The organism is Nitrospirillum guanabarense, from assembly GCF_034653355.1.
GTDB lineage: Bacteria > Pseudomonadota > Alphaproteobacteria > Azospirillales > Azospirillaceae > Nitrospirillum.
Genome location: NZ_JAYEER010000002.1, coordinates 602,192 through 622,898, shown reverse-complemented (window position 1 = coordinate 622,898; position 20,707 = coordinate 602,192). Strand labels below are relative to the sequence as shown.

At 68.5% G+C, this 20,707-nt stretch carries 13 protein-coding genes and 2 pseudogenes; 7 read left to right on the top strand and 8 right to left on the bottom strand.

What is annotated here, in order from left to right; translation table 11 throughout:
- Window positions 1-58 precede the first annotated feature (58 nt).
- The 8 genes and pseudogenes from tssA to tagH form a co-directional block, all read right to left on the bottom strand.
- The gene (gene tssA / locus UAA55_RS09260) at window positions 59-1,189 is read right to left on the bottom strand and encodes a type VI secretion system protein TssA (RefSeq protein ID WP_322952397.1); all 1,131 of its coding nucleotides are present in this window, start codon (window positions 1,187-1,189) and stop codon (window positions 59-61) included.
- Entirely contained in the window at window positions 1,189-2,475 is a 1,287-nt protein-coding gene (locus tag UAA55_RS09255) for a serine/threonine-protein kinase (RefSeq protein ID WP_322952396.1), read from the bottom strand. Before UAA55_RS09255 ends, tssA begins: the two co-directional genes overlap by 1 nt.
- Window positions 2,472-4,046 (bottom strand): type VI secretion system-associated protein TagF, encoded by a 1,575-nt coding sequence (gene tagF / locus UAA55_RS09250; RefSeq protein ID WP_322952395.1) that lies wholly within the window; start codon window positions 4,044-4,046, stop codon window positions 2,472-2,474. Before tagF ends, UAA55_RS09255 begins: the two co-directional genes overlap by 4 nt.
- Window positions 4,028-7,621, bottom strand: a complete 3,594-nt coding sequence (gene tssM / locus UAA55_RS09245; protein WP_322952394.1) for a type VI secretion system membrane subunit TssM — start codon at window positions 7,619-7,621, stop codon at window positions 4,028-4,030. The genes tagF and tssM overlap by 19 nt, the downstream gene beginning before the upstream one ends.
- A 94-nt stretch (window positions 7,622-7,715) precedes the next feature.
- Window positions 7,716-8,996, bottom strand: a pseudogene (icmH, locus tag UAA55_RS09240) (type IVB secretion system protein IcmH/DotU); the annotation flags it as partial.
- Entirely contained in the window at window positions 8,996-10,339 is a 1,344-nt protein-coding gene (gene tssK / locus UAA55_RS09235) for a type VI secretion system baseplate subunit TssK (RefSeq protein ID WP_322952393.1), read from the bottom strand. The gene tssK and the pseudogene icmH, both read right to left, overlap by 1 nt.
- A 10-nt stretch (window positions 10,340-10,349) precedes the next feature.
- Entirely contained in the window at window positions 10,350-10,961 is a 612-nt protein-coding gene (gene tssJ, locus UAA55_RS09230) for a type VI secretion system lipoprotein TssJ (RefSeq protein ID WP_322952392.1), read from the bottom strand.
- A gap of 119 nt (window positions 10,962-11,080) precedes the next feature.
- Window positions 11,081-12,790, bottom strand: a complete 1,710-nt coding sequence (gene tagH, locus UAA55_RS09225; RefSeq protein ID WP_322952391.1) for a type VI secretion system-associated FHA domain protein TagH — start codon at window positions 12,788-12,790, stop codon at window positions 11,081-11,083.
- A gap of 869 nt (window positions 12,791-13,659) precedes the next feature.
- Between tagH and UAA55_RS31270 the strand changes: the two are divergent.
- From UAA55_RS31270 to UAA55_RS09185, 7 genes and pseudogenes are all read left to right on the top strand, one after another.
- Window positions 13,660-15,293, top strand: a pseudogene (locus UAA55_RS31270) (type VI secretion system Vgr family protein); the annotation flags it as partial.
- Between the two features lie 114 nt (window positions 15,294-15,407).
- Window positions 15,408-16,331 carry an Mbeg1-like protein gene (locus tag UAA55_RS09210; protein ID WP_416235176.1) on the top strand — a complete coding sequence of 308 codons (924 nt, stop codon included), beginning with the start codon at window positions 15,408-15,410 and terminating at the stop codon, window positions 16,329-16,331.
- Window position 16,332: 1 nt separating this feature from the next.
- Window positions 16,333-17,154, top strand: coding sequence for an ankyrin repeat domain-containing protein (locus UAA55_RS09205; protein ID WP_322952389.1), 822 nt, complete (start codon window positions 16,333-16,335; stop codon window positions 17,152-17,154).
- On the top strand, window positions 17,130-17,633 hold the full coding sequence (locus UAA55_RS09200; protein WP_322952388.1) for a hypothetical protein: 504 nt from the start codon (window positions 17,130-17,132) through the stop codon (window positions 17,631-17,633). The genes UAA55_RS09205 and UAA55_RS09200 overlap by 25 nt, the downstream gene beginning before the upstream one ends.
- Window positions 17,634-17,641: 8 nt before the next feature.
- Window positions 17,642-19,360, top strand: coding sequence for a type VI secretion system Vgr family protein (locus tag UAA55_RS09195; protein ID WP_322952387.1), 1,719 nt, complete (start codon window positions 17,642-17,644; stop codon window positions 19,358-19,360).
- Between the two features lie 60 nt (window positions 19,361-19,420).
- The gene (locus tag UAA55_RS09190) at window positions 19,421-20,245 is read left to right on the top strand and encodes a hypothetical protein (protein ID WP_322952386.1); all 825 of its coding nucleotides are present in this window, start codon (window positions 19,421-19,423) and stop codon (window positions 20,243-20,245) included.
- A 12-nt stretch (window positions 20,246-20,257) separates the two neighbouring features.
- Window positions 20,258-20,707 carry a DcrB-related protein gene (locus tag UAA55_RS09185; RefSeq protein WP_322952385.1) on the top strand — a complete coding sequence of 150 codons (450 nt, stop codon included), beginning with the start codon at window positions 20,258-20,260 and terminating at the stop codon, window positions 20,705-20,707.

Genomic DNA, 20,707 nt, shown 5'->3' with positions numbered 1-20,707 from the left:
ATGTCTCCTACCCACGGGTTGCCGCCTGTCGAAACAGGAACGGTTGATCATCAAGGGCTTATTGCCCGTTGTGCTGGACCGGCCGGATGCCGGCGGTGGTCAAAAGGGTGTTGCGCGCCCCGGCGTCCGCCAGCAGTTCGGCCAGCAGTTCGGGCAGCGGCATGCGGCCGCGCCGGACCAGGTCCTCGATGGTGTAGGACAGGGGCGAATGGGGTTCGGTGCGGCGGAAGTACTGGCCGATCTCCGCCAGCAGGGTCAGCGCCTCTTCCCGGCTGGTGATGCCCTTGGCCGGGCGCTGGGGCGCCGCCGCCTCTTCCACGACGGGGGCGCCGGTGGCGGAATGCAGAATGACGTCGGGCACGGCGGCCTCCTCCACCTCTTCCTTGGCTGACAGGCCGGTCAGGAACACCACCGCGTCCTCCACCTCCTCCAGGATGTGGGTGATGGTGGAGGTGGGCGGGGCGTCGGGGCCCGCCCGCTCGGTCAGCAGCCGGTCCAGGTCGCGGAAGGCCTGGCGGCAGGCGCGGATGTCGGCCAGCAGCGCCCGGTTGCGCGCCGCCGGCACGTGGCTCATGCGCTGGGAAAGGGCGTCCAGCGTGGGCGGCGGGGTGCGGCCGGGACGGCTGCGCGCGTCCGGCGTCTGGCTGGCGCGCTGGGCCAACGCGTAGTGCCAATAGGCGATGGGCTGGTCCTCGCGCAGCAAGGGCACCTTGCGGATGGGCTGGATCAGCGTGCCCTCCGCCCCCAGACCGTTCAGCCCGCCGATGGGCGCCAGGCGCACGGCGATGCCCTCCTCGTCCGGCTGGGGATGGACGCCGTCCCAATACCGCTCCACCAGGCCGGCCAGCAGGCGGAAGCCGTCGGCCAGACCGGCGAAGCCCTCCAGCCGAACGGCGGCCTCGGTCAGCCAGACGGCGACCTCGATGTCCTTGGTGCGCTGGGCCAGGACGCTGCGCGCCAGGTCCTGGATGCGTTGCCACTCGGCCAGCGAGGACTGGGCCTCGTCCTCCGAATCCGCCCGCCGCTCGATGGCGCGGGCCGTGGCGCGCAAGTCCTTCAGCTGAAAATAGGCGGCGTCGCCGCCGTTGTGCACGCGCAGGTCCGGACCGCAGGGCTGGTCGCCCGGGATGGGGACCAGCAGGGTCGGCAAATCCAGGACGCCGGGGGACAGGATAGCGCCGTTGTCCATCACGCACCTCCCCGCGCCGGCCACAGCCGGCTCCAGAAGCCGCCCTTGGCCGAGGAACCGCTGTTGGCGTCCAGCGCCCGCAACAAGGCGGCCAAGTCCGTGGGGCGACGCTTGGGATCGGGCTGCAGCATGGCCTCCACCAGGCGGCGCAGGCGGTCGGGCACGGCGCCGATGTCGGGGACCTGGCGGCGGGCGGCCGTTGCCTCCTCCACCGTCTGGCCCATGGCCAGCTTCTCGCCCCGCGCGGCGGCGACGATGACCAGGCCCAGGCTGTAGATATCGGACGCGACACCGATGGCGCCACCGTGCATACCCAGTTGCTCGGGCGAGGCGAAGGAGAACTTGCCGGCGAAGTCCAGCCCGTCGCGCGGGGTGACGCCGTTGCGCATCTCCCGCGCCACGCCGAAATCGATCAGCTTGGCCGCCGCCGGATTGTCGCCGGGCAGCAGGATGTTGTCAGGGCTGACGTCGCGGTGGACGATGCCGACGGCGTGCACCGCCGTCAGGCCCGCCGCCAAGCGGCGCAGCAGCGCCTCCAGCGCGGTCAGGCCCAAAGGCCCGCGCCGCAGGAAGTAGGACAGCGACTGGCCGTCGATATACTCCAGCACCAGCATGGACCGGCCGTCGCCATCGCGGTACAGGCCCGCGCAGTTCACCACGGCGTCGTGGCGGATGCGCTGCAGCAGGCGGCCTTCCTCGTGGAACAGGCCCACGATCTTGGCGTCGTCGCGGTATTCCGGAATGATGACCTTGATGGCCTGGTCGGTCTTCAGGTCACGATGGCGCACCCGGTAGATCTCACCCATGCCACCGCGCGCCAGCAGGGTGCGCACGATGAAGGTGTTCAGCATGGTGCTGCCCGGCGCCACCGACCAGCCGGTGGGATCGGCCTTGGCCGCCGGCGCGGCACTCCCCGCAGGCTCCGGTCCATCCTCCCAGGGGCGCTGGGCGGCCTGGATGTGCCGATCCAGCGCCGCGCGGGCGCCGCTCAGCAGATCCAGGGACGCCACCTCGTCCAGGCCGGCGCGATGCGCCTGCGCCCGGACGCCGGCGATGAAGCCGGCAACCTGGCTTTCCACCACCTCACGCGTCGGCACCACCGGAGCGGCGTTGGGCGGGGCGAGGTCCGGCGCCACCATGACCTCGGTCAGTTCGGCCGGGGCGAAGCGGGTCAGCTCATCCGGCACCTCGGGGCTCAGCAGCAGCGAGGTCATCTCGTCGGGCTGCTGCGGCCCCTCGTTAGCCACGGTGGTGCCGGGATTGGTCAGAACGGCGGCTTGGCTCATTCCGCACCCCCCTGGCGCGCATCCTCAAGCGCCGGCTGCTGCGGCACGGGCACGGCGGCGGCTTGCAGGGCGGCCTCGGCCACCGGGTGATCACTTTCCGGAACGTCGACGATGACGGCCGTCAGGTTGTCCGGCGCACCACTGACCAGGATGTTCTCCACCAGCGCGTCCACCGTCTCGCGCGGGGGCATGCCGCGCATCAGCGTGGCGATTTCCGTCTCGTTCAGCACCTTGGTGACGCCATCGCTGCACAGCAGGAAGCGGTCGCCGGGCTGGATGACGTCCTGCACCATGTCGATTTCCAGCGTGTCGGCGGCGCCGACGGCGCGGGTGACCAGCATGGTGGCCCGCTGCTGCTGGTTGATGCCGGCGGCCACATGATCGGTGGTCAGCTGGCGCAGCCGGCCGTCGCGCAGCAGGTAGATGCGGCTGTCGCCCACCCACAGGCAGTTGAAGCGGTTGGCGTAGATCAGCAGCACCACGGCGGTGGAGGCGATCAACGCCTGGTCGCCCAGGGTGGCGGCCTGGGCCCGCAGCTTGTCGTTGGCCTCGACCAGGGCCTCGCGCACCTCTTCCACGAAGCCACCATAGGACAGGGGCGGCATCACGGCGTCCAGCGCCTTCACGGTCAGGGCGCTGGCCACCTCGCCCGCCGAATGCCCCCCCAGGCCGTCGGCGACGCACCACAGGCCGAGGTCGGGCCGCAGCAGCAGGGCGTCCTGGTTGATGGTGCGGCGGGTGCCGGGATGGGTGCGGCCATGGCTGGGCAGGGCCACCACCGGCCGCAACAGCAGGATGGGCAGCTCCTCGTCCGCCAGGTGCAGCGCCGTGTCGGCCGGGCGTTCCCAGCCCCAGCGCTCCCAGCGGCCGTCCAGGAAAGCGGCGTAGTTCTGCGGCGCCGGCAGGCCCGGGGAGATCAGCAGCGAGGACGCCACCTTGTCCGACCCGGTGGTCCACCACAGGCTGAAGCGGTTGTTGAAGCCGATCAGCACCTGGTCCAGCAGTTCGGCATAGGCGCTGCCCAGGGCACCCCGGCCGTTGGCACCGCCGTTGTTGGCCAGCCCGACCCGGAAGGCGCTGCTTTCGGCAGGCCCGCGCGTGGTGTCGTAAGGCGGCGCGCCCAGCACGCGGGCGGCCTGGTCGAAGCTGTCGAAGTTGAAGTCGTCGTCCAGCGAGGTCAGCGCCAGGTCCTCCACCTTGTCGAACCAGGCGCGGCCGCTTTCGATCAGGCGAATGGGGGCGACGCATCCGGGCAGCGGCGTCGCCAGCACCAGGGGGAAGTAGCGCCCCACCCGGTCGACGCTGGGCATCAGCACGCCGGCCATGGCCGTGTCGCCGCAAACCCCCGGCCCCAGGACGAAGCGCCAGACCGGCGTGTCCAGGTAGCTGGGCAGCCACGCCTCGCCCATCTGTCGCTGGCTGGTGGCGAGCGACGCCTGCAGCCATTCGTCCAGCGGGCGGACGATTGCGGGGTCCAGCCGCCGGGAGACGAAGTCCCCGCGCGCCGGGATCTTGCCGAAGAAACCCGGCTCGTGGGCCGAGACGGCGCCATTCAGAAAGAGACTGGACAACGGAACGCCCTCAGTTCTTTGAGGATGAAGGGGTTGAGCGAGGTGCTGGACTTCACCTCGAAGCCGGCGTTGTGGGTGCCGGAGGTGAAGTTGACGCGGAAGTTGTCGCTGCCCAGCGGCGTGACCGTGCCCTGGTCCACCAGGTGGAACAGCGACCACGGACCGCTTTTCAGCACGCTCTGCGGCAGGCCGTCGGTCACCTCGAACACCACGCGGCTGACGCCGTTGGGGTCGTTGTCCGGCCACTGGAGCGAGGCCGGCCACTGCGGCCCATGCTGGTATTCGATCTGCTGGCCGCCGCTGGCGAACAGCACGCCGGTGGACTTCGGATCCAGGGTCACCGGCGTCACCTGCAGGGCGATGCGGGGCTGCTGACCGCCGTCGGGGAAGAAGGCGTCGCGGATCTGGGCGGCATACTGGAACGAGGCCAGCACGCTGTCGGGGATCCCCAGGCCGGTGTCGCCCACCTTGGTCCACCGCCACTTCGCGCCCGAGGTGTCGACCAGCGTCTTCAGGTGGTTGTTGAAAAAGTTGTCCAACATGCCGTTGGGGGCGAACAGCCGGGTGAAGTCACCCACCGAGATTTCCTTGGTGCCGTCCTTGGCGAAGGGGTAGCGGCCGTTGACGGCGCGGGTGCAGAAGCCACCGACCTCGCCGCCCCACATGTTGCTCAGCTGGGCGCGGGCGCCACCCACCGACTGTTCCGACGCGCTGCCGGTGATGGTGGCGATCCAGCCGTTGACCGGGCGCGGCATCTGCGCCGCCTGGCTGTTCAGCATCTGGATCGGGCCGCCGGCACCGCCGTGGGAGGCGCGGGTGTACATGGCCATGCGGCCGTTGCCGGGCCCGCTGGCGACGTTGCTCAGCTCCTGATAGGCCTCACCCAGCAGGCGCACCAGATCCTCCGCCCGCGCCGGCGCCCCATTGTTGGGCGTGACGAAGTCGGCGATGGGCTGGAAGTGCTGGGCCACCGCCACGGCGCCGACCGGGGCGTCCGGCGTGGGCAGCGCCGCCGGGGCGGCGACCCCGCCGGGAACCGGCACGGCCTTGGGCAGGCCCGGTACGGGGACGATCTGCGTCTCGGCCGCCACGTCCTTCAGCAGCTTCAGCATCGGCATGTCGGGGCTGGACACCAGGTTCAGCACGGCGATGGTCTGCTGCATGTCGGCCAGCGGCACGATGCGCAGGTCACTCAGCATGGTGTCCCACTGCTGGATGTAATCGGCGTAGTACAGCTGGGACACCCGCTCGCGCAGGTCGTCCGCCTGGGCCGCCTGCTGCGCCTGGGCGTTGGCGCCGGCGGGCTTGTCGCCCAGCACCCAGCTCTGCCCCTGGACCTCGGCGATGACGGCGGACAGCGTCGGCTGGAAGGCCTTGTAGCCTTCAGGCGTGTACAGCCCGGGGATGCCCTCGGTCAGCGGCTTGCCGGAGATGCGGGTGAAGACGTGATCGGCCGTGGCGCCGGCATGGTCGACGGGGCGCCACTGCGGCAGCTGGCTGATGCCTTCGTGCTGGCGCACCAGGGCGTAGACCCGCTCGGCCGGCGACAGCTTTTCCAGGCTGCGACGCGACTGGGTGATCAGGTTGGCGTCCAAGGGGATGGGCGTCAGGCTGCCCCGGGTCAGCAGGCTGTCCAGGTGGCGGGCCAAGTCGTCGCGCAGACCCTTGTTGGCCTCGCCCGGCCACGTGGCGGCCCAGTCGGCGACCATCCACTGGCGCACGGCGTTGGCATCCAGGGGGCCGCGGCTGCCCAGCATCAGGTAGATCTTGAGGGCATCGGCCACGAAGTCGTCATCATCCTCGTGCGCCCGGATCTGGTCCTGCAGCCGCACCAGCAGGCGGGGCAGCATCAGGCCGTTCAGCGCCCGGTGGTACACGGCGGCATGCACCGTCTTCAGCTTGTCGCCCTGGTAGAGGCCGAAGGTCAGCCACTGGCTGGCGACGCCCTCGTTGTTCTCCAGGCCCGTGGGCAGGTTGCGCAGGATGTTCAGCGGCTTGACCACGCGGGCCAGGTCGGCATCCGTCACGCCCTGGCTGGGGATGCCGGCGGCCGCCTTATCATAGGCTTGCAGGCCGTCGTCGATCAGGGCCACCTGGCGCTTGTTCTCCTGGTAGCCCGTGCTCCAGGCGTAGGCCAGCACGGCCAGGATGATGGCGGCGGTGGCGTAGGTCGCGATACGCAGGCGGCGGCGGCGCTGCTCCACCTTGGGGTTCAGGCTGACGACGGCGGCCTCGGCGAAGATCACCTCGTTGAACAGCCGGGTCAGGAAATAGCTGCGGCCCTGCCGGTTGTTGGCCGGCATGCGCACCGGGTCCAGCCCGAAGGTGGCGGCGATGGTGGCCATGGTGCGGTCGATGGGCATGCCCACCTGCACGCTGCTGGTGAAATAGCTGCCGCGCAGCAGGGGACGCGTCTCATACGGGCTGGCGCGGAAGATTTCCGTCAGGATCTCCAGCAGCGCGTCGCTGAGGCTGGCCACCTGGTTGGGGAAGTTGAACACCAGGCCGCGGCGCTCGATGTCCGCCTCCTGCTGCACCCGCTCCAGCAGCCGCTCGTTCAGGCGGATGACCAGACCCTCCAGCTCCTGCGGGAACTGCTCGACCACGCCGGGGCTGTCGGCGGCGCCGTCGTCCAGGGGGAAGGTCATGCCCCAGACCTGCTCGCGCTCCGACTTGCCGAGATTGTCGAAGTACTCGACGAAGCCCGGGACCAGATCGACCTTGGTGAACAGCATGTAGACCGGGAAGCGCAGGCCGAAACGGTCGTACAGCTCATTCAGGCGCAGGCGGATGGCCCGGGCGTGGTTCAGGCGCTCCGTGGGGTCGGGGGCCATCAGATCGGCCAGGCTCATCACCACGATGGCGCCGTTCACCGGCTGGCGCGGGCGATAGCTCTTCAGCAGATCCAGGAAGCCCAGCCAGGCCGCCTGGTCCTGGTGCGGGTCGCTGTCCTGCGTGGTGTAGCGGCCGGCCGTGTCCAGCAGGATGGCCTCGTCCGTGAACCACCAGTCGCAGTTGCGGGTGCCGCCGATGCCCTTCAAGGGGTCGCGGCCGATGGTGGTGGACAGCGGGAAGTTCAGGCCCGAGGTCAGTAGGGCCGAGGTTTTGCCGGAGCCCGGCGGCCCGATCATGATGTACCAGGGCAGCTGGTAGAGGTAGCCCCGGCCCATGCCCTTGCGGCCGGCCTTCTTGCGCAGCTGGCTCAGCGCCTCCTGCAGGCGGTCGCGCAGCAGGCGCAGTTCCTCGGCGGAGGCGGCGTCGGCGCCCCGGCGCTTCTCCTCCTCGCTGGGATCGGTCAGGTCGTGGACCATGCGCCGGTCGGTCTGCCGGGCCTTCAGGTTGACCTGAAGGTTGAAGGCGGCCCAGGTGGCGAACACGGCGCAGCAGGCGATCAGGCGCACCAAATCGCCTTCCAGCGGGCGGTGGCTGCCCACCGCCACCAGGGCGCCGAAGAACCAGATGACCAGGGCGAAGCCGATGGCCCACACCAGGGACCAGGCCCAACGGGCGCGGAAGGGCTGCGCCAGGGCGGAAATCAGCGGCTGCGCGAAGTAAACGCTGCTGGGGACGTTCATTGGGCCGTTCCCTGGTTGGGCGTCGCGACGGGGGCTTCCGAAGCGGCCGACGGCGCCGGGGCGGCGGCCGGGGGGCGCTCAGGATCACGTCGATGCGGCGGTTGGCTTCCCGGCCGGCGTCCTGGTCGTTGGTGGCGATGGGCTGGGTATCGGCCATGCCCTGGGCCTTCAGACGGGACTTGTCGGTCAGGTGGGTGGCGATGACGGCGGCGACCGCGTCGGCGCGGGCCTGCGACAGATGCCAGTTCGATGGGAACCGGATGGTGCGGATGGGAATATTGTCGGTATGTCCCGTGATCAGCACAGTTCCCGGCCGGGTGTTCAGGGCCTGACCGATGCGGTTCAGCAGCGCGGTGTAGCTGTCGTTCACCTCGCTGCTGCCGGACGCGAACATGCCGGCGTTGCGGATGCGCACGACGGTGTCGGTGCCCTGGGGCACCACGGTCACCAGGCCCTGCGCGATCTCTGGCGCCAGGAAGGCGCGGAACTGGTCCAAATCCTTGGACTTGGGCTGCACCGGCGCCGTCGGCTGGGCCAGGGCGACGCTGGGCTGGCCCACCGGCGGCAGGGTGGCCATCCTTTCCAAGGTGGCGTCGGAACTGCCGTTCAGGGCGAAGCTGAAGCCCGTGGCCATCACCGTGATGAGGATCAGGGTGGCGGCCATGACGGTCCAGAACTCGATGCTGGGCAGCAGCGGGCGGAAGGGCGCCTCCACCCCGCGCCAGTGCACCGACAGTTCGCGCTCGGCCTCGCCGCGCCGCTGGGTCAGGATGCGGTAGAGGTTGTCGCGGATGCGGGCGTGTTCCAGCGCGCCCTGCGGCAGGATGCGCAGCCGGCCCTCGAAGCCCAACGACAGGCAGAGGTACATCAGCTCCAGCACCTGGAAGTTGGCGGCCGGATCCTTCAGCAGGTGGTTCAGCAGGTCGTAAAAGCGCTCACCCCCCGTCACGTCGATGTGGAAGGTGATGACCATGCCGGCCCGCGCCCAGGTGCTGCTGGCGCCCCAGGGCGTGTTCAGCACGATGTCGTCGATGGTGGCGCACAGGGCGTAGTGGGCCGCGCGCGCGGCCTCGTTGGTGACCCCGGTACCTTGGGCGCGCTTTTCGAAGGTCTTGATCTCGTCGGCGACGCGCTCGCGCAGTTCCTCGATATTGGATTGGGCGGCGGATATGCGCAGGCGGCGGGCCAGCGTCAGGATGGGGCCGGCGGCGGCCACCAGCGGATTGAGGCCGCCCAGAGTGAGATCGACCGTGTCCTCAGGCGCGTAATCGGTGGGCGGCGCCACCAGTTGCACCGGCGCCGGACGGCGGCCGCCGGGCGTCGGCTTGATGATGGTCGGCTCGTGCGCCGTCTGGCCGTAGCTGGGATAGGACATCACGCACCCCCCTTGATGGCCCACAGCTCCATCTCGATCTGCGCGAAGTCACCCGCCAGATGCAGGGCGATGCCGCCGGACTTCTGAAGCTGCTTGAAATGCTGGCTGCTGCGGTCCAGTTCGAAGAAGACCTGGCCGCTGCGATACGGAAGCTGGCGGGGCGCCACCGGCAAGGGCCGGACATTGATGCCGGGCAACGCCACGTTCACCAGCTGGGCGATTTGTTCCACCGGGCCGATCTTCACCTGGTTGGGGAAGACGCGGCGCAGGTGCTCCACCGGCATGTCCGCGTTCACCGCCAGCACGAAGGTGGCGTTGAACAGCAGCGACCGGTCGACGATGACGCCGACCTTGATGCCATGGCGGCGCGCCTGCAGCGGAATGGACACGGCGGTCTGCTCCAGCACGGCGCTCAAGGACGCGCGCAGATCGGAGAAAACGGGCCGGAAGGTGTTCTGCAGATCCTCGTGCCGGTATTCGGGGAAGACGGCGGCCCGCTTGGCCTCGGTGGTGAAGGTGGCCAGCTCGCCCGCCACCTCCACGCATAGCCGGTAGAGCCGTTCCGGATGCAGCATGGGGGCCGTGGCGGCGTAGTGGCGCAGCAGCGGCTCATACCGGTTGACCGTTTGCAGCAGCAGGAAGTCCGCGATCTCCGCCGCCCCCTTGGCCGAAGGGCCTGACAGACGGCCGGCCAGGGCCTCGGCCCGGTGCTGGATCAGGGCCTGCAGCTCGGTCAGGAAGGCGGCCAGGGGCGCCTGGGCCGCCACCGACGTGACCGGGGCGATGAACTGCTCGTCCAGGACGATGGCGCGGTCGGACCGCACCTCCACCACCCGGGCGATGGCGATCTTCTCGTAGCCGGCCAGCGGCTGCGTCTCCGGCGCCAAGCGCAGGCGCAGGCGCGCCACGTCCATGGCGGCCGCCTGGTCGCTGCCCAGGTTGGCGTCCTCCGCCTCATACCGCGCCGGCACGAAGCGGGTGATGGCGTCCTCGGAATTGGCCAGCCCCACCTCGGCCCCGCCCGGCTGGCGCACGGGCAGCGTCAGGTAGATGACGCAGTTCTTGGTGGTGTCGAACAGTTCCAGCGGCGGCGGATGATCGGCCTCGTCCGGGATGGAGAAGGGGGTGCCGTCGGGCAGGATGCCGCGGGCCGAGACGATGGCGAACTTGCCGATGCCCAGCAGTTCCCGGTTGATGGTCAGCTCGCTCAGGCCCCAGGCGAAGGGGGTCAGCGGCTCGGTGCGCGCGTGCAGCAGCCGTTCCACATGGCGGTCGGCCTGCTGGAAATGTTGGACCCGCAGGAACATGCCCTCGGTCCAGACCACGCGGTTGGCGGACATCATGACCGGGGCCTCACTTGGTGGGGGTGCGCTTGGACGCGTCGGTCTGCGCCCCGGTGCGCGCGGTGCCGGGCGGCATGGCCGCGTCGGCCGTGTCGCGCTTCACCACCAGGCCGTTGGCGCCGACGGTGACGTTCAGCGTCACCGGGCCGGTGTCCGGCAGGGCCACGACCTCGCGCCAGTTGGCCTGGTCGATGGCGCGGTAGGCGGCGACGATGCCGACGTAATGCACCTTGTCGTTCTGCGGCAAGGTCATCTGCTTCTTGTCGCCCGGCTGCAGCACGAACTCGTCCCGGCCCAGCTGGTCGGCGCCCAGGGCCTGGGCGTCATGCTGGATCAGCTGGATGGGGGCGGCGATGGTGAACTTGTCCTTGGACGCCAGCTGGTAGACGCGCGTGACGATGGGCGACGGCCGGCCCAGCGTGTCCGGATTGGCGTCGGGGCCGACGTTGATGGACACCGGCACGGTGGTGCGCACCGGCGGCGGGGGTGGCGGCTCATGCGAGCACGCCGCCAGCTGCAGGGCAGCGCCGGCGAGCACGATGGCGAGGGCCACACGGCCCATGGGGGGCTGGCCCATGGGGTGCTGGGTGGGGCGGCGGGCGGTGGTCGTGGCGAAAGGCATCGTCTGGAGGACCCTGTGGTCTGGGCGGTCTCGGGGCTGGGGCTATCCCCAGGGCGGCTGGCGGACGGGTGGAGGTGAGGCGGGTGCCAGGCGGGGGACAAAGGCGCGGGCCGGACGGTTCAGAGGCTTCTGAACTGCTGGGTGTAGGCGGAGGAGAACTTGCTGCCGAGCGGCGGTCCCGACGACTGCTCGCCCATCATGCGCTGGTGGACCTGCTCGTACCGTTCCCAGCAGCGGGCCTTGTGCACCTGCGGCAGCATGGAGGCGCTAACGTCGTTCTTGATGGTCTCGGGCGACAGCTGTTCCAGCACGTCGCCCACCACCGTCTTCATGCCGGCGATCAGGGCCACCTCGTGGGCCTTGATGTCGCGCAGGCTCTCGCGGATGGCCTCGGGCGCGTCCATGAAGCCCATGACCCGCCGGCCGATCAGCACGGACAGCGTGCCATCCAGGTTGGCGGAGAACTTCAGAGGGTTGTTCTCCTTGGCGCGCAGCAGCGTGTGCTCGATGCGGAATTCGGACTTCAGGAAGGCGCGCAGTTCCAGCAGCTCACGCAGGCCGTTGACCGCCTCGCGCAGGGCGACACCCATCTTGTGCATCAGCGCCGGGGCGTCGGACGCGTCCACCGCGTCCAGCGGCAGGCCGACGCCGGCCAGAAAGGCCTCGAACACGTCGTCCGGAATCTGGGGGCCCGGATTTTGGGGGCCCGAGTTCTGGGTGGCGGTCGCCGACTGGGTTTGAGCCTGGGCAATCGGCGCGACCGGCGCCGCCGGCTGCGGCGGGGCGACCGGGACGGGCTGCGCCACCGGGTGCGCCACCGGGGCCATGGCCGGCGTAGCGAGCGCCGCCGGGTTCATGGTGCCCAGCCCCACGACGGGAGCGAGGGCGGGGGAAACGGGAGGAACCGGCGTCACGGGGGCGGCCACCGGCTGGGGCCGCATAGGGGCGGCGGCGGGGTTGATGGGCAGGATGGTGGCGCCGGCGCCATTGACCGGACCCACCGGGGCGGGGTTGGAAACGGCCGGGCTGGCCATGCGGGCCGTGGCCTGGCCGTTACGGGTTCCGGCGAAGGCCTCCGCCATCACCTGGGCGGCGGCGCTGACGGACTCCAGCTCATCCTGCGCGCCGGCGCCATCGACGCCCTCGGCCTGCCAGTCCATGGGGATGACGGGGTGCTTGACCTCCGGCGCCTCGAAATAGGCGCCGGTACCGGAGTGGGCGGCCAGCGACGGGGCCAGCGCGCCACCGAACGGCGCCTCCACCTCCGCCTCCCCTTCCCCAAGCATGTCGGTCAGCTGCATCTCGGCGACACGATCACCGGCCAGCACCTGGGTCAGCGAGGGGACATAACCGGTGCGGCCGCTGTTCAGGCCCTCCAGGCCGTAATCCATCTCCGGATCGGCCATGGTGGCGCCGCTCATGCCCGTCCCGGACAGGGAATGGCCGATGCCGGCGACCCGGCCCGCGCCGTTCATTGCCGCCATGGGGGGCGCCGAGGCCGTCGGCTGGTCGCTGATTTCCAGGCGCAGGGTGCAGGGGCCCAGGTTGATGACGTCGCCATCGTTCACCGGCTGGCTGTTGCCCCGGCCCAAGGGGGAGGCCGCCCCACCGACGTAGACGCCGTTGGTGCTGGTATCGGTGACAAAATAGGTCTGGCCGCGCAGCTCTATCCGGCAGTGCTGCTTGGACAGGTGACGCTGGGGGTCATTGACCACCCAATCGTTTTCAGCGCCACGGCCGATAGTGAAACTGCCGCCCTCGCAGACGCGGGTCTCACCTTCGGAAATGGAGCAGTCCCCGGCCACAAGAACCCGTAAGACAAGGGCCATCTGATCCTCGCTGGCAAGGACGACGCTGTCGACGTCACCCGAGAGGTCGACAATGTGTCCAATCTTTTAACGATAAATTTACCAAGCAATGCACGCTGATATAATTCGGAAGATAGTTCCGTCGACCCCCCAGAAACGGTTCCCGGCGGCTTATCCAGATAGAGGTAGAGATGTGGGAAGGTGGCATTGGCCCCCAGTCATAGGGCATAGCTTCAAAGTATATTTTGAACACAATTTTAATCGATATTTAAAGCAATCACCCTTGTAATTACTGAATAAATTGGGCTGTCCTATTACTTATCCCCTGGCTCTACGACCACTTGGATAAAATGGGTATATACCTGCAAAACAGAGGTTCTATGACCCCCGAAACGTGCGATCCATCGCCCCTTGGAACCAGCTTTCCACCCAATGGTCCAGCCCAATAACGCGTTAATACGAAGGTGCTTATGCCCGTGAATGGCGCGGAATCCCTTGAGTTTCCCTTGGCCGGACCCCGGGATGTCGACATCCCGCCGACAGCCAGGGCCTGCCATCAGGATATGCGGGGACGCGCACCCTATACCGGAAGAGCGTAAACCCTTCGTTGGATGGCCGGGGGCCTGATATCAAGTCAGCATCGAAGAACGGGGATGAATTTCTTCAGTAACAGCCGATTTTTAAAGCCAGATCAACATGAGAGCGCCGTCCGTTCATCTGTGATTAAAGAATAAAATGCGTCACTTTCTTGCCGGATTCGTGACGGCATAGGATGTACGGCAGGCATGGCGCACCCTTGACGCCCCGCCACCGGCCCATAGTTCTCTGTCGCGTCAGGGTTACAGGAACGGTGGGAAAGTTCAAAAGTACGCCGTGTGAATGGGACGTTAATGAGCGGCGGCGGTCAGAGCTTGGTGCCGGAACCCGCGGTGACTGAAGTCGTTCGGCGCGCACCCGTCCGCCGAGCATACGAGGATCTGATGGACGGTTACACGCAAGCGGAACGGTTGCTGGGGATCGAGAGTCCCTTGGGGCCCGACCAGCTGTTGCTGGAGGCGCTGGAGGGGACGGAGGGTATTTCGACGCCCTTCGAGTTCCGCGCGACCGTGCGCGCCATGGACGACAACGTCGACCCCGCCAGCCTGGTGGCGCAGAGCGTGGACCTCAAGCTGCGCCTGGATGAGGGGACCTACCGCGTCTTCAACGGCGTCGTCGCCTCGCTCACCGGCGGCCACGCCGCCTCGCGCGGCCAGCGGCACTACGTCCTGCGCGTCGTCCCCCGCCTGTGGTTCCTGACCCGCACCAGCGACTGCCGCATCTTCCAGAACAAGACCACGCTCGACATCCTGGAAACCATCTTCGCGGAGCTGGGCGTCACCCAGTACGATTTCTCCGGCGTCGGCGCCCCGCCGCCCCGCGAGTATTGCGTGCAGTACCGCGAGACCGACTTCGCCTTCGTCTCCCGCCTGATGGAGGAGGACGGCCTCTATTACTTCTTCCGTCACGAGGCCGGGAAGCACACCCTGGTCCTGGGCTCACAGACCTCCGCCTACCAGACGGGCGATGAGCCCCTGATCCCCTTCAGCGCCACCTCATCCCGCTCCAACCACATCACCGAATGGCACCGCAGCCACGCCTACCAGGCCAGCGCCTGGGCCATGACCGACTACAACTTCCAGACCAGCAAGCTGGACCTGAAGCGACCGTCCCCACCGTCTCCAGCTACACCCAGGACCCCCAGCACGAGCATTTCGACTATCCCGGCCTGCACGACAGCGCCGGCGACGGCGAGCGCCGCGCCAAGCTGGCCATGCAGGCGGAGGAGGTGGAGCGCGAGACGGTGCAGGCCGCCAGCGACTCCCGCTCCATGATCCCCTGCGGCCGCTTCCAGCTGACCGACCATCCCGTCGCCGCCGAGAACGGCGCCTATGTCGTGCTCTCCGCCAGCCACCGGGCCAGCGACCTCAGCTATGAGGGCGGCGGCGCCAGCCACTCCGGCTACGCCAACCACTTCACCTGCCTGCCGGCCGCCACCCCCTTCGTGCCCCGCCGCGTCACCCCCCGCCCCACCATCTCCGGACTGCAGACCGCCGTCGTGGTCGGCCCCAAGGGCCAGGAGATCCACACCGACAAGCACGGCCGGGTGAAGGTGCAGTTCTTCTGGGACCGGCGCGGCCAGTCCAACGAGGCCAGCTCCTGCTGGGTCCGCGTCGCCCAGGGCTGGGCCGGCCGCGGCTTCGGCGCCCAGACCATCCCCCGCATGGGCATGGAGGTCGTCGTCGCCTTCCTGGAGGGCAACCCCGACCGCCCCGTCATCCTGGGTTCCGTCCCCAATTCCGAGACCACCGCCCCCCTCGGCCTGCCCGCCCAGAAAACCCAGACCACCTTCCGAACCGCCAGCAGCCCAGGCGGCGGCGGCTTCAACCTCTTCACCCTGGAAGACAAGGCCGGTGCCGAAGAGATCGCCTTCCACTCCCAAAAAGACCTCTCCATGGTCGTCCAGAACAACGCCTTCGAGACGGTGACCAAGGCTTCCGTCCGCCAGGCGGGGCAGCTGCTGGCCTTCAAGGTGGGCAACAGCTCCATCCAGTTCACGCCGGACAACATCATCCTGTCCAGCAACGGCAGCACCGTGGTGATGGACAAGGATGGCATCCGCCACAAGGGCGGCAAGATCTGGCTTAACATGAAGGAGCCGGCGGACAGCGACGCCGGTGTATCCAATCCCGAGACGGCGGCCCGCATGGCGAACTGCGCCGCGCTGGCCGACGCCCGGGACAACGCCGTCCTGGCCAACCATACCTATGGCGGCGACCCGACCCTGCCGCCGGGCTACCGCATGCTGGATCCCGACACACCGCCGGGCAAGGCGGAGTTGGCGAAGCTCAAGGTCAAAAAGAATGACCTGGAGCCGCCAGGCACTTCGTTCCGCGCCCAGATTTTCGCCAAGGACGAGACCGATGGCACCCACTATGTGGTGGCCTATCGCGGGACGCAGACGGGCGAAGATTGGAAAAACAATTTGCAGCAAGGGTTGGGTGAGCCCTCAGCCGAATACAAGCAGGCGATCACCTTGGCCCACACCGTCGACAATAGTTCCGGCGGAAAAGTATCTTTCACAGGGCATTCCTTGGGAGGCGGCATGGCGTCCGCCGCATCGGTCGCCACGGGGAAGCCGGCAACAACTTTCAACGCCGCCGGCCTCAACGCCCGTACAGTAGGCGAATACCCTGCGACGCCCGCCCCGGTAAATGCCTACTACAACGATGGCGATCCATTGTCCGGACTTCAGGATAATCGGGAGACGGTCCTGGGCGGCATGACCGGGGCGGCCACCGTAGCGGATCCCGTTGCCGGCGCTGGACTGGGTGGTTTCATCCTTGATCGGGAGTCGAAGGGACAACCCGTCCTGCCCCAAGCCTATGGAACCCGGCATGAACTGCCTAAGGTCCACCCCGCCGGCGCCGGCTTCCTGGCTCGGCACAACCCGGTAGCGATGCACGGCATGGATTACGTCATCCGGGGCATTGATGCGAAACGACAGGAATGTGGCTGCCCGTGACATGAAACGATTTTCTTGGCCCGTCTGGGTGGCGTGTTTGCTTGTAGCGGGCTTCGTGGCCCGTGGCGCCTATTCCTTTTTCCTTCAGCCCTCAAACGGTGGGACGATGGCGACGAATACTCTGGTCTTCTTTCCCGACCGTTTCACCGACCCATCCGCCCGCCGCTTTGCCGAAGCCGTGGCCGCCGGCAAGGTTGATGCCGCGCTTGCCGCCGCCCATGACGCCCCTGGTGGCGTCAATACGGTTGGCAGAGACGGCGCGACGGGCCTGCTTATGGCAGTGGAACGGCACAACTTGGCCATGGTCGATGCCTTGCTCAAGGCCGGCGCCAATCCCGATGGCGCACCAGATCGGGCACCGCTGCACCTCGCCGTCAGCGTGCGCGACTTGACGATGGTCAAACGCCTACTGGCAGCCCATGCCGATCCCAATGCGACCATGGGGACGGAAACGCCGCTGTACATGGCTGGGGTAATGGGCGAGATCCCTGCGGCACAAGCCCTTTTGGACGCCGGTGCCGATATCAACAAGGCGGACGAAGTGGGCAAGACGCCCATATTGGCCGCCGCCGCCGCCGACAACTGGCAAACGGTGGCCTTCCTGTTGGACCACGACGTCTCCCTATGGGCGGACGCGGATGGTATGACCGTAGCCCAATTCGCCCAAAACTCCCGCATTCTGCCTAATAATCCGAATGGCGAAGCCCTACCCCGGGTTATCGAGCGGTTTCGGGCAGCGGGCTATCCCTGGCCGCCGCCCAATGTGGCCCAGGTGCGCGCATTGAAGGAGGAAGGCAAATGGCCGCCCCCCGGCAAGCGCTGACGCCCGCGACATCGCCAGAGCCGCTGGAAGCCCCCTTCGGCACCTTGGCCTCGCTGGCCCTGCTGTTGCCGGCGCCGGGGCACATGGGACGCGCCTTCCTGGCGCTTGCCGTGGCGATCGCGGGCACCGCCAGCGTCGCCGCCGGAGTGGGCAAGACCCCCGGCACCGTCGTCACCGTCATGGTGATCGGGGTGTTGGCCCTGGCCGGCTTTCTCATGCTGGGCCTGGTGATGCTGGCGCAATGGCGCGTCCTGGCCAACAGGCTCGCGGCGGCCCGCCCCATGCCCTTGGCCCTCCATGATGTTCCCCTGACATGGCGTTTGTTCCTGCTGCCCTATCGTCCAGAGGACACCAGCCGCCTGGTCGCCGCGGGCCGGCTGGCTGACCTGATGACCCTATCGATGATGTTGATGATGGCGTTTGGCCTGTTGCTGGGCGCGGTTCTGGAACCGCAAGGCTACAGCGCCCCGGATTTGTGAGGTAGACCATGGACGGTTACACGCAAGCGGAACGGTTGCTGGGGATCGAGAGTCCCTTGGGGCCCGACCAGCTGTTGCTGGAGGCGCTGGAGGGGACGGAGGGTATTTCGACGCCCTTCGAGTTCCGCGCGACCGTGCGCGCCATGGACGACAACGTCGACCCCGCCAGCCTGGTGGCGCAGAGCGTGGACCTCAAGCTGCGCCTGGATGAGGGGACCTACCGCGTCTTCAACGGCGTCGTCGCCTCGCTCACCGGCGGCCACGCCGCCTCGCGCGGCCAGCGGCACTACGTCCTGCGCGTCGTCCCCCGCCTGTGGTTCCTGACCCGCACCAGCGACTGCCGCATCTTCCAGAACAAGACCACGCTCGACATCCTGGAAACCATCTTCGCGGAGCTGGGCGTCACCCAGTACGATTTCTCCGGCGTCGGCGCCCCGCCGCCCCGCGAGTATTGCGTGCAGTACCGCGAGACCGACTTCGCCTTCGTCTCCCGCCTGATGGAGGAGGACGGCCTCTATTACTTCTTCCGTCACGAGGCCGGGAAGCACACCCTGGTCCTGGGCTCACAGACCTCCGCCTACCAGACGGGCGATGAGCCCCTGATCCCCTTCAGCGCCACCTCATCCCGCTCCAACCACATCACCGAATGGCACCGCAGCCACGCCTACCAGGCCAGCGCCTGGGCCATGACCGACTACAACTTCCAGACCAGCAAGCTGGACCTGAAGCCGACCGTCCCCACCGTCTCCAGCTACACCCAGGACCCCCAGCACGAGCATTTCGACTATCCCGGCCTGCACGACAGCGCCGGCGACGGCGAGCGCCGCGCCAAGCTGGCCATGCAGGCGGAGGAGGTGGAGCGCGAGACGGTGCAGGCCGCCAGCGACTCCCGCTCCATGATCCCCTGCGGCCGCTTCCAGCTGACCGACCATCCCGTCGCCGCCGAGAACGGCGCCTATGTCGTGCTCTCCGCCAGCCACCGGGCCAGCGACCTCAGCTATGAGGGCGGCGGCGCCAGCCACTCCGGCTACGCCAACCACTTCACCTGCCTGCCGGCCGCCACCCCCTTCGTGCCCCGCCGCGTCACCCCCCGCCCCACCATCTCCGGACTGCAGACCGCCGTCGTGGTCGGCCCCAAGGGCCAGGAGATCCACACCGACAAGCACGGCCGGGTGAAGGTGCAGTTCTTCTGGGACCGGCGCGGCCAGTCCAACGAGGCCAGCTCCTGCTGGGTCCGCGTCGCCCAAGGCTGGGCCGGCCGTGGCTTCGGCGCCCAGACCATCCCCCGCATGGGCATGGAGGTCGTCGTCGCCTTCCTGGAGGGCAACCCCGACCGCCCCGTCATCCTGGGTTCCGTCCCCAATTCCGAGACCACCGCCCCCCTCGGCCTGCCCGCCCAGAAAACCCAGACCACCTTCCGAACCGCCAGCAGCCCAGGCGGCGGCGGCTTCAACCTCTTCACCCTGGAAGACAAGGCCGGTGCCGAAGAGATCGCCTTCCACTCGCAAAAAGACCTCTCCATGGTCGTCCAGAACAACATGTTCGAAAGCGTCGGCAAGTCCATGGTCAACACCGCCGGCGAGATGGTGGTGCTGCAGGTGGGCAAAAGCTCCCTGCAGATGACCACCGACCACATCATCCTGATCAGCAACGGCAGCACCGTGGTGCTGGACAAGGACGGCATCAGCCAGGACGGCCAAAAGATTTGGCTGAACTGCGGCGGCTGATCCCCCCTCTCCCGCGCTCAATCCCAGGCCCAACACCTTCATTTCCCGGGAGATTTCCGGATGGTCGACCTTCCCGCCCTGATCCAGCCCGGCGCCATCGGCGCCAGCCTCGGCATACAGCCCTACACGCCGGTGTCCCTGTCGGCGGCGCCGGCCGGCTTCGGCTCCGCCAGCAACCTGGGCGCCCTGGCCAACGCCGCGGCGCCCGCCCTGCCCTCCTCCGTCGGCGGCCCCCTGGGCAACGCGGCCCAGGCGGCCCAGCTGCTGGGGGGCGGCGGCACGTCGGCCGGAGGCCTGGGCCAGGCGGCGCCCGGCCTGTTGGGCGGCGGTTCCGGCTTGGCCACCCCCTCTTTGGGCGCACCCGCTCTCGGCGCTCCTTCCCTGGCCAGCCCAGCCATCCCCGGTGCCTCCAGCATTCCCGGGGCATCGACGGCGTCAGGCCTGTCCAACCTGGCGTCGGCCGCCGGCGTGAACACCGGGCTGCCGTCCTTGCCCCAGGCGCCCTCGGTTGCCGCCCCATCCCTCCCGGCACCCACCATGGCCGCGCCCTCGCAGCCGTCCTACGCCCCGCCGCCGGTGGTCGCGACCTCTTCCGCAACGCCGCCCCTTTCGCCTTACACCGCCGGGCCGCAGGCTGGATCGTGGAACCAAGGCGGCGTCCTGCCGGGTGTCCAGGCCTCCAGCTATCAGACGCCCGGGTATCAGGTGCCCGGGTACCAGGCGCCAAGCTATCAGGCACCCGCCTTCCAGACACCGGGCGCGGTGCAGTCACCCCTGCCGAGCCAGACGCCGACCCTGGGCCAGACCGCCTCGGCCCTGCCCAGCACCGGCAACGCGGACGCCGACAGCGCCGTCGCGGTCGCCCGCATCCTGGGCCAGATCTAAAGGAAACCCGCCATGCCGCAAACCTGCCGCACGCTCGACTTCAGCATCCAGCTGCCGGACAGCTGGATCGACCGCTCCATGGTGGCGTGGTCCGCCCCGCCCAGCGGCAGCCCCGTGGTGCCCAACATCATGATCGCCTATGACCGGCCGCAGGCGGAAGAAGGCCTGGGCGCCTACGTCAACCGGCAACTGAAGGACCTGATCGCCCGGGCGCGCAGCTTCCAGCTGATCACCCGGCAGGACGTCACGCTGGCCGGCCGGCCGGCGGTGGAGCTCCTGTTCCAATGGGACGGCGGCGCCGGTCCCATCAAACAGCGCCAGATCTACAGCCTGCTGCCCGACGGCCGCTGCATCACCATCGTCAACACCGCCCGCTTGACGGAGTTCGCGGACGCCGACGCGCAGTTCCTGCAGATCCTGAACAGTTTCGCCTGGCCGAGCCCGGCCGGCACCGGAGCCTGA

Bases quoted from the DNA above. Each gene is read 5' to 3' on its own strand.
- UAA55_RS09185 (WP_322952385.1), top strand. From the start codon at position 20,258: ATGCCGCAAACCTGCCGCACGCTCGACTTCAGCATCCAGCTGCCGGAC.
- tssA (WP_322952397.1), bottom strand. From the start codon at position 1,189: ATGGACAACGGCGCTATCCTGTCCCCCGGCGTCCTGGATTTGCCGACC.
- UAA55_RS09210 (WP_416235176.1), top strand. From the start codon at position 15,408: ATGGACAAGGATGGCATCCGCCACAAGGGCGGCAAGATCTGGCTTAAC.
- UAA55_RS09190 (WP_322952386.1), top strand. From the start codon at position 19,421: ATGGTCGACCTTCCCGCCCTGATCCAGCCCGGCGCCATCGGCGCCAGC.
- tssK (WP_322952393.1), bottom strand. From the start codon at position 10,339: ATGATGTCCGCCAACCGCGTGGTCTGGACCGAGGGCATGTTCCTGCGG.
- UAA55_RS09195 (WP_322952387.1), top strand. From the start codon at position 17,642: ATGGACGGTTACACGCAAGCGGAACGGTTGCTGGGGATCGAGAGTCCC.
- tssM (WP_322952394.1), bottom strand. From the start codon at position 7,621: ATGAACGTCCCCAGCAGCGTTTACTTCGCGCAGCCGCTGATTTCCGCC.
- UAA55_RS09255 (WP_322952396.1), bottom strand. From the start codon at position 2,475: ATGAGCCAAGCCGCCGTTCTGACCAATCCCGGCACCACCGTGGCTAAC.
- tssJ (WP_322952392.1), bottom strand. From the start codon at position 10,961: ATGCCTTTCGCCACGACCACCGCCCGCCGCCCCACCCAGCACCCCATG.
- UAA55_RS09205 (WP_322952389.1), top strand. From the start codon at position 16,333: ATGAAACGATTTTCTTGGCCCGTCTGGGTGGCGTGTTTGCTTGTAGCG.
- UAA55_RS09200 (WP_322952388.1), top strand. From the start codon at position 17,130: ATGGCCGCCCCCCGGCAAGCGCTGACGCCCGCGACATCGCCAGAGCCG.
- tagH (WP_322952391.1), bottom strand. From the start codon at position 12,790: ATGGCCCTTGTCTTACGGGTTCTTGTGGCCGGGGACTGCTCCATTTCC.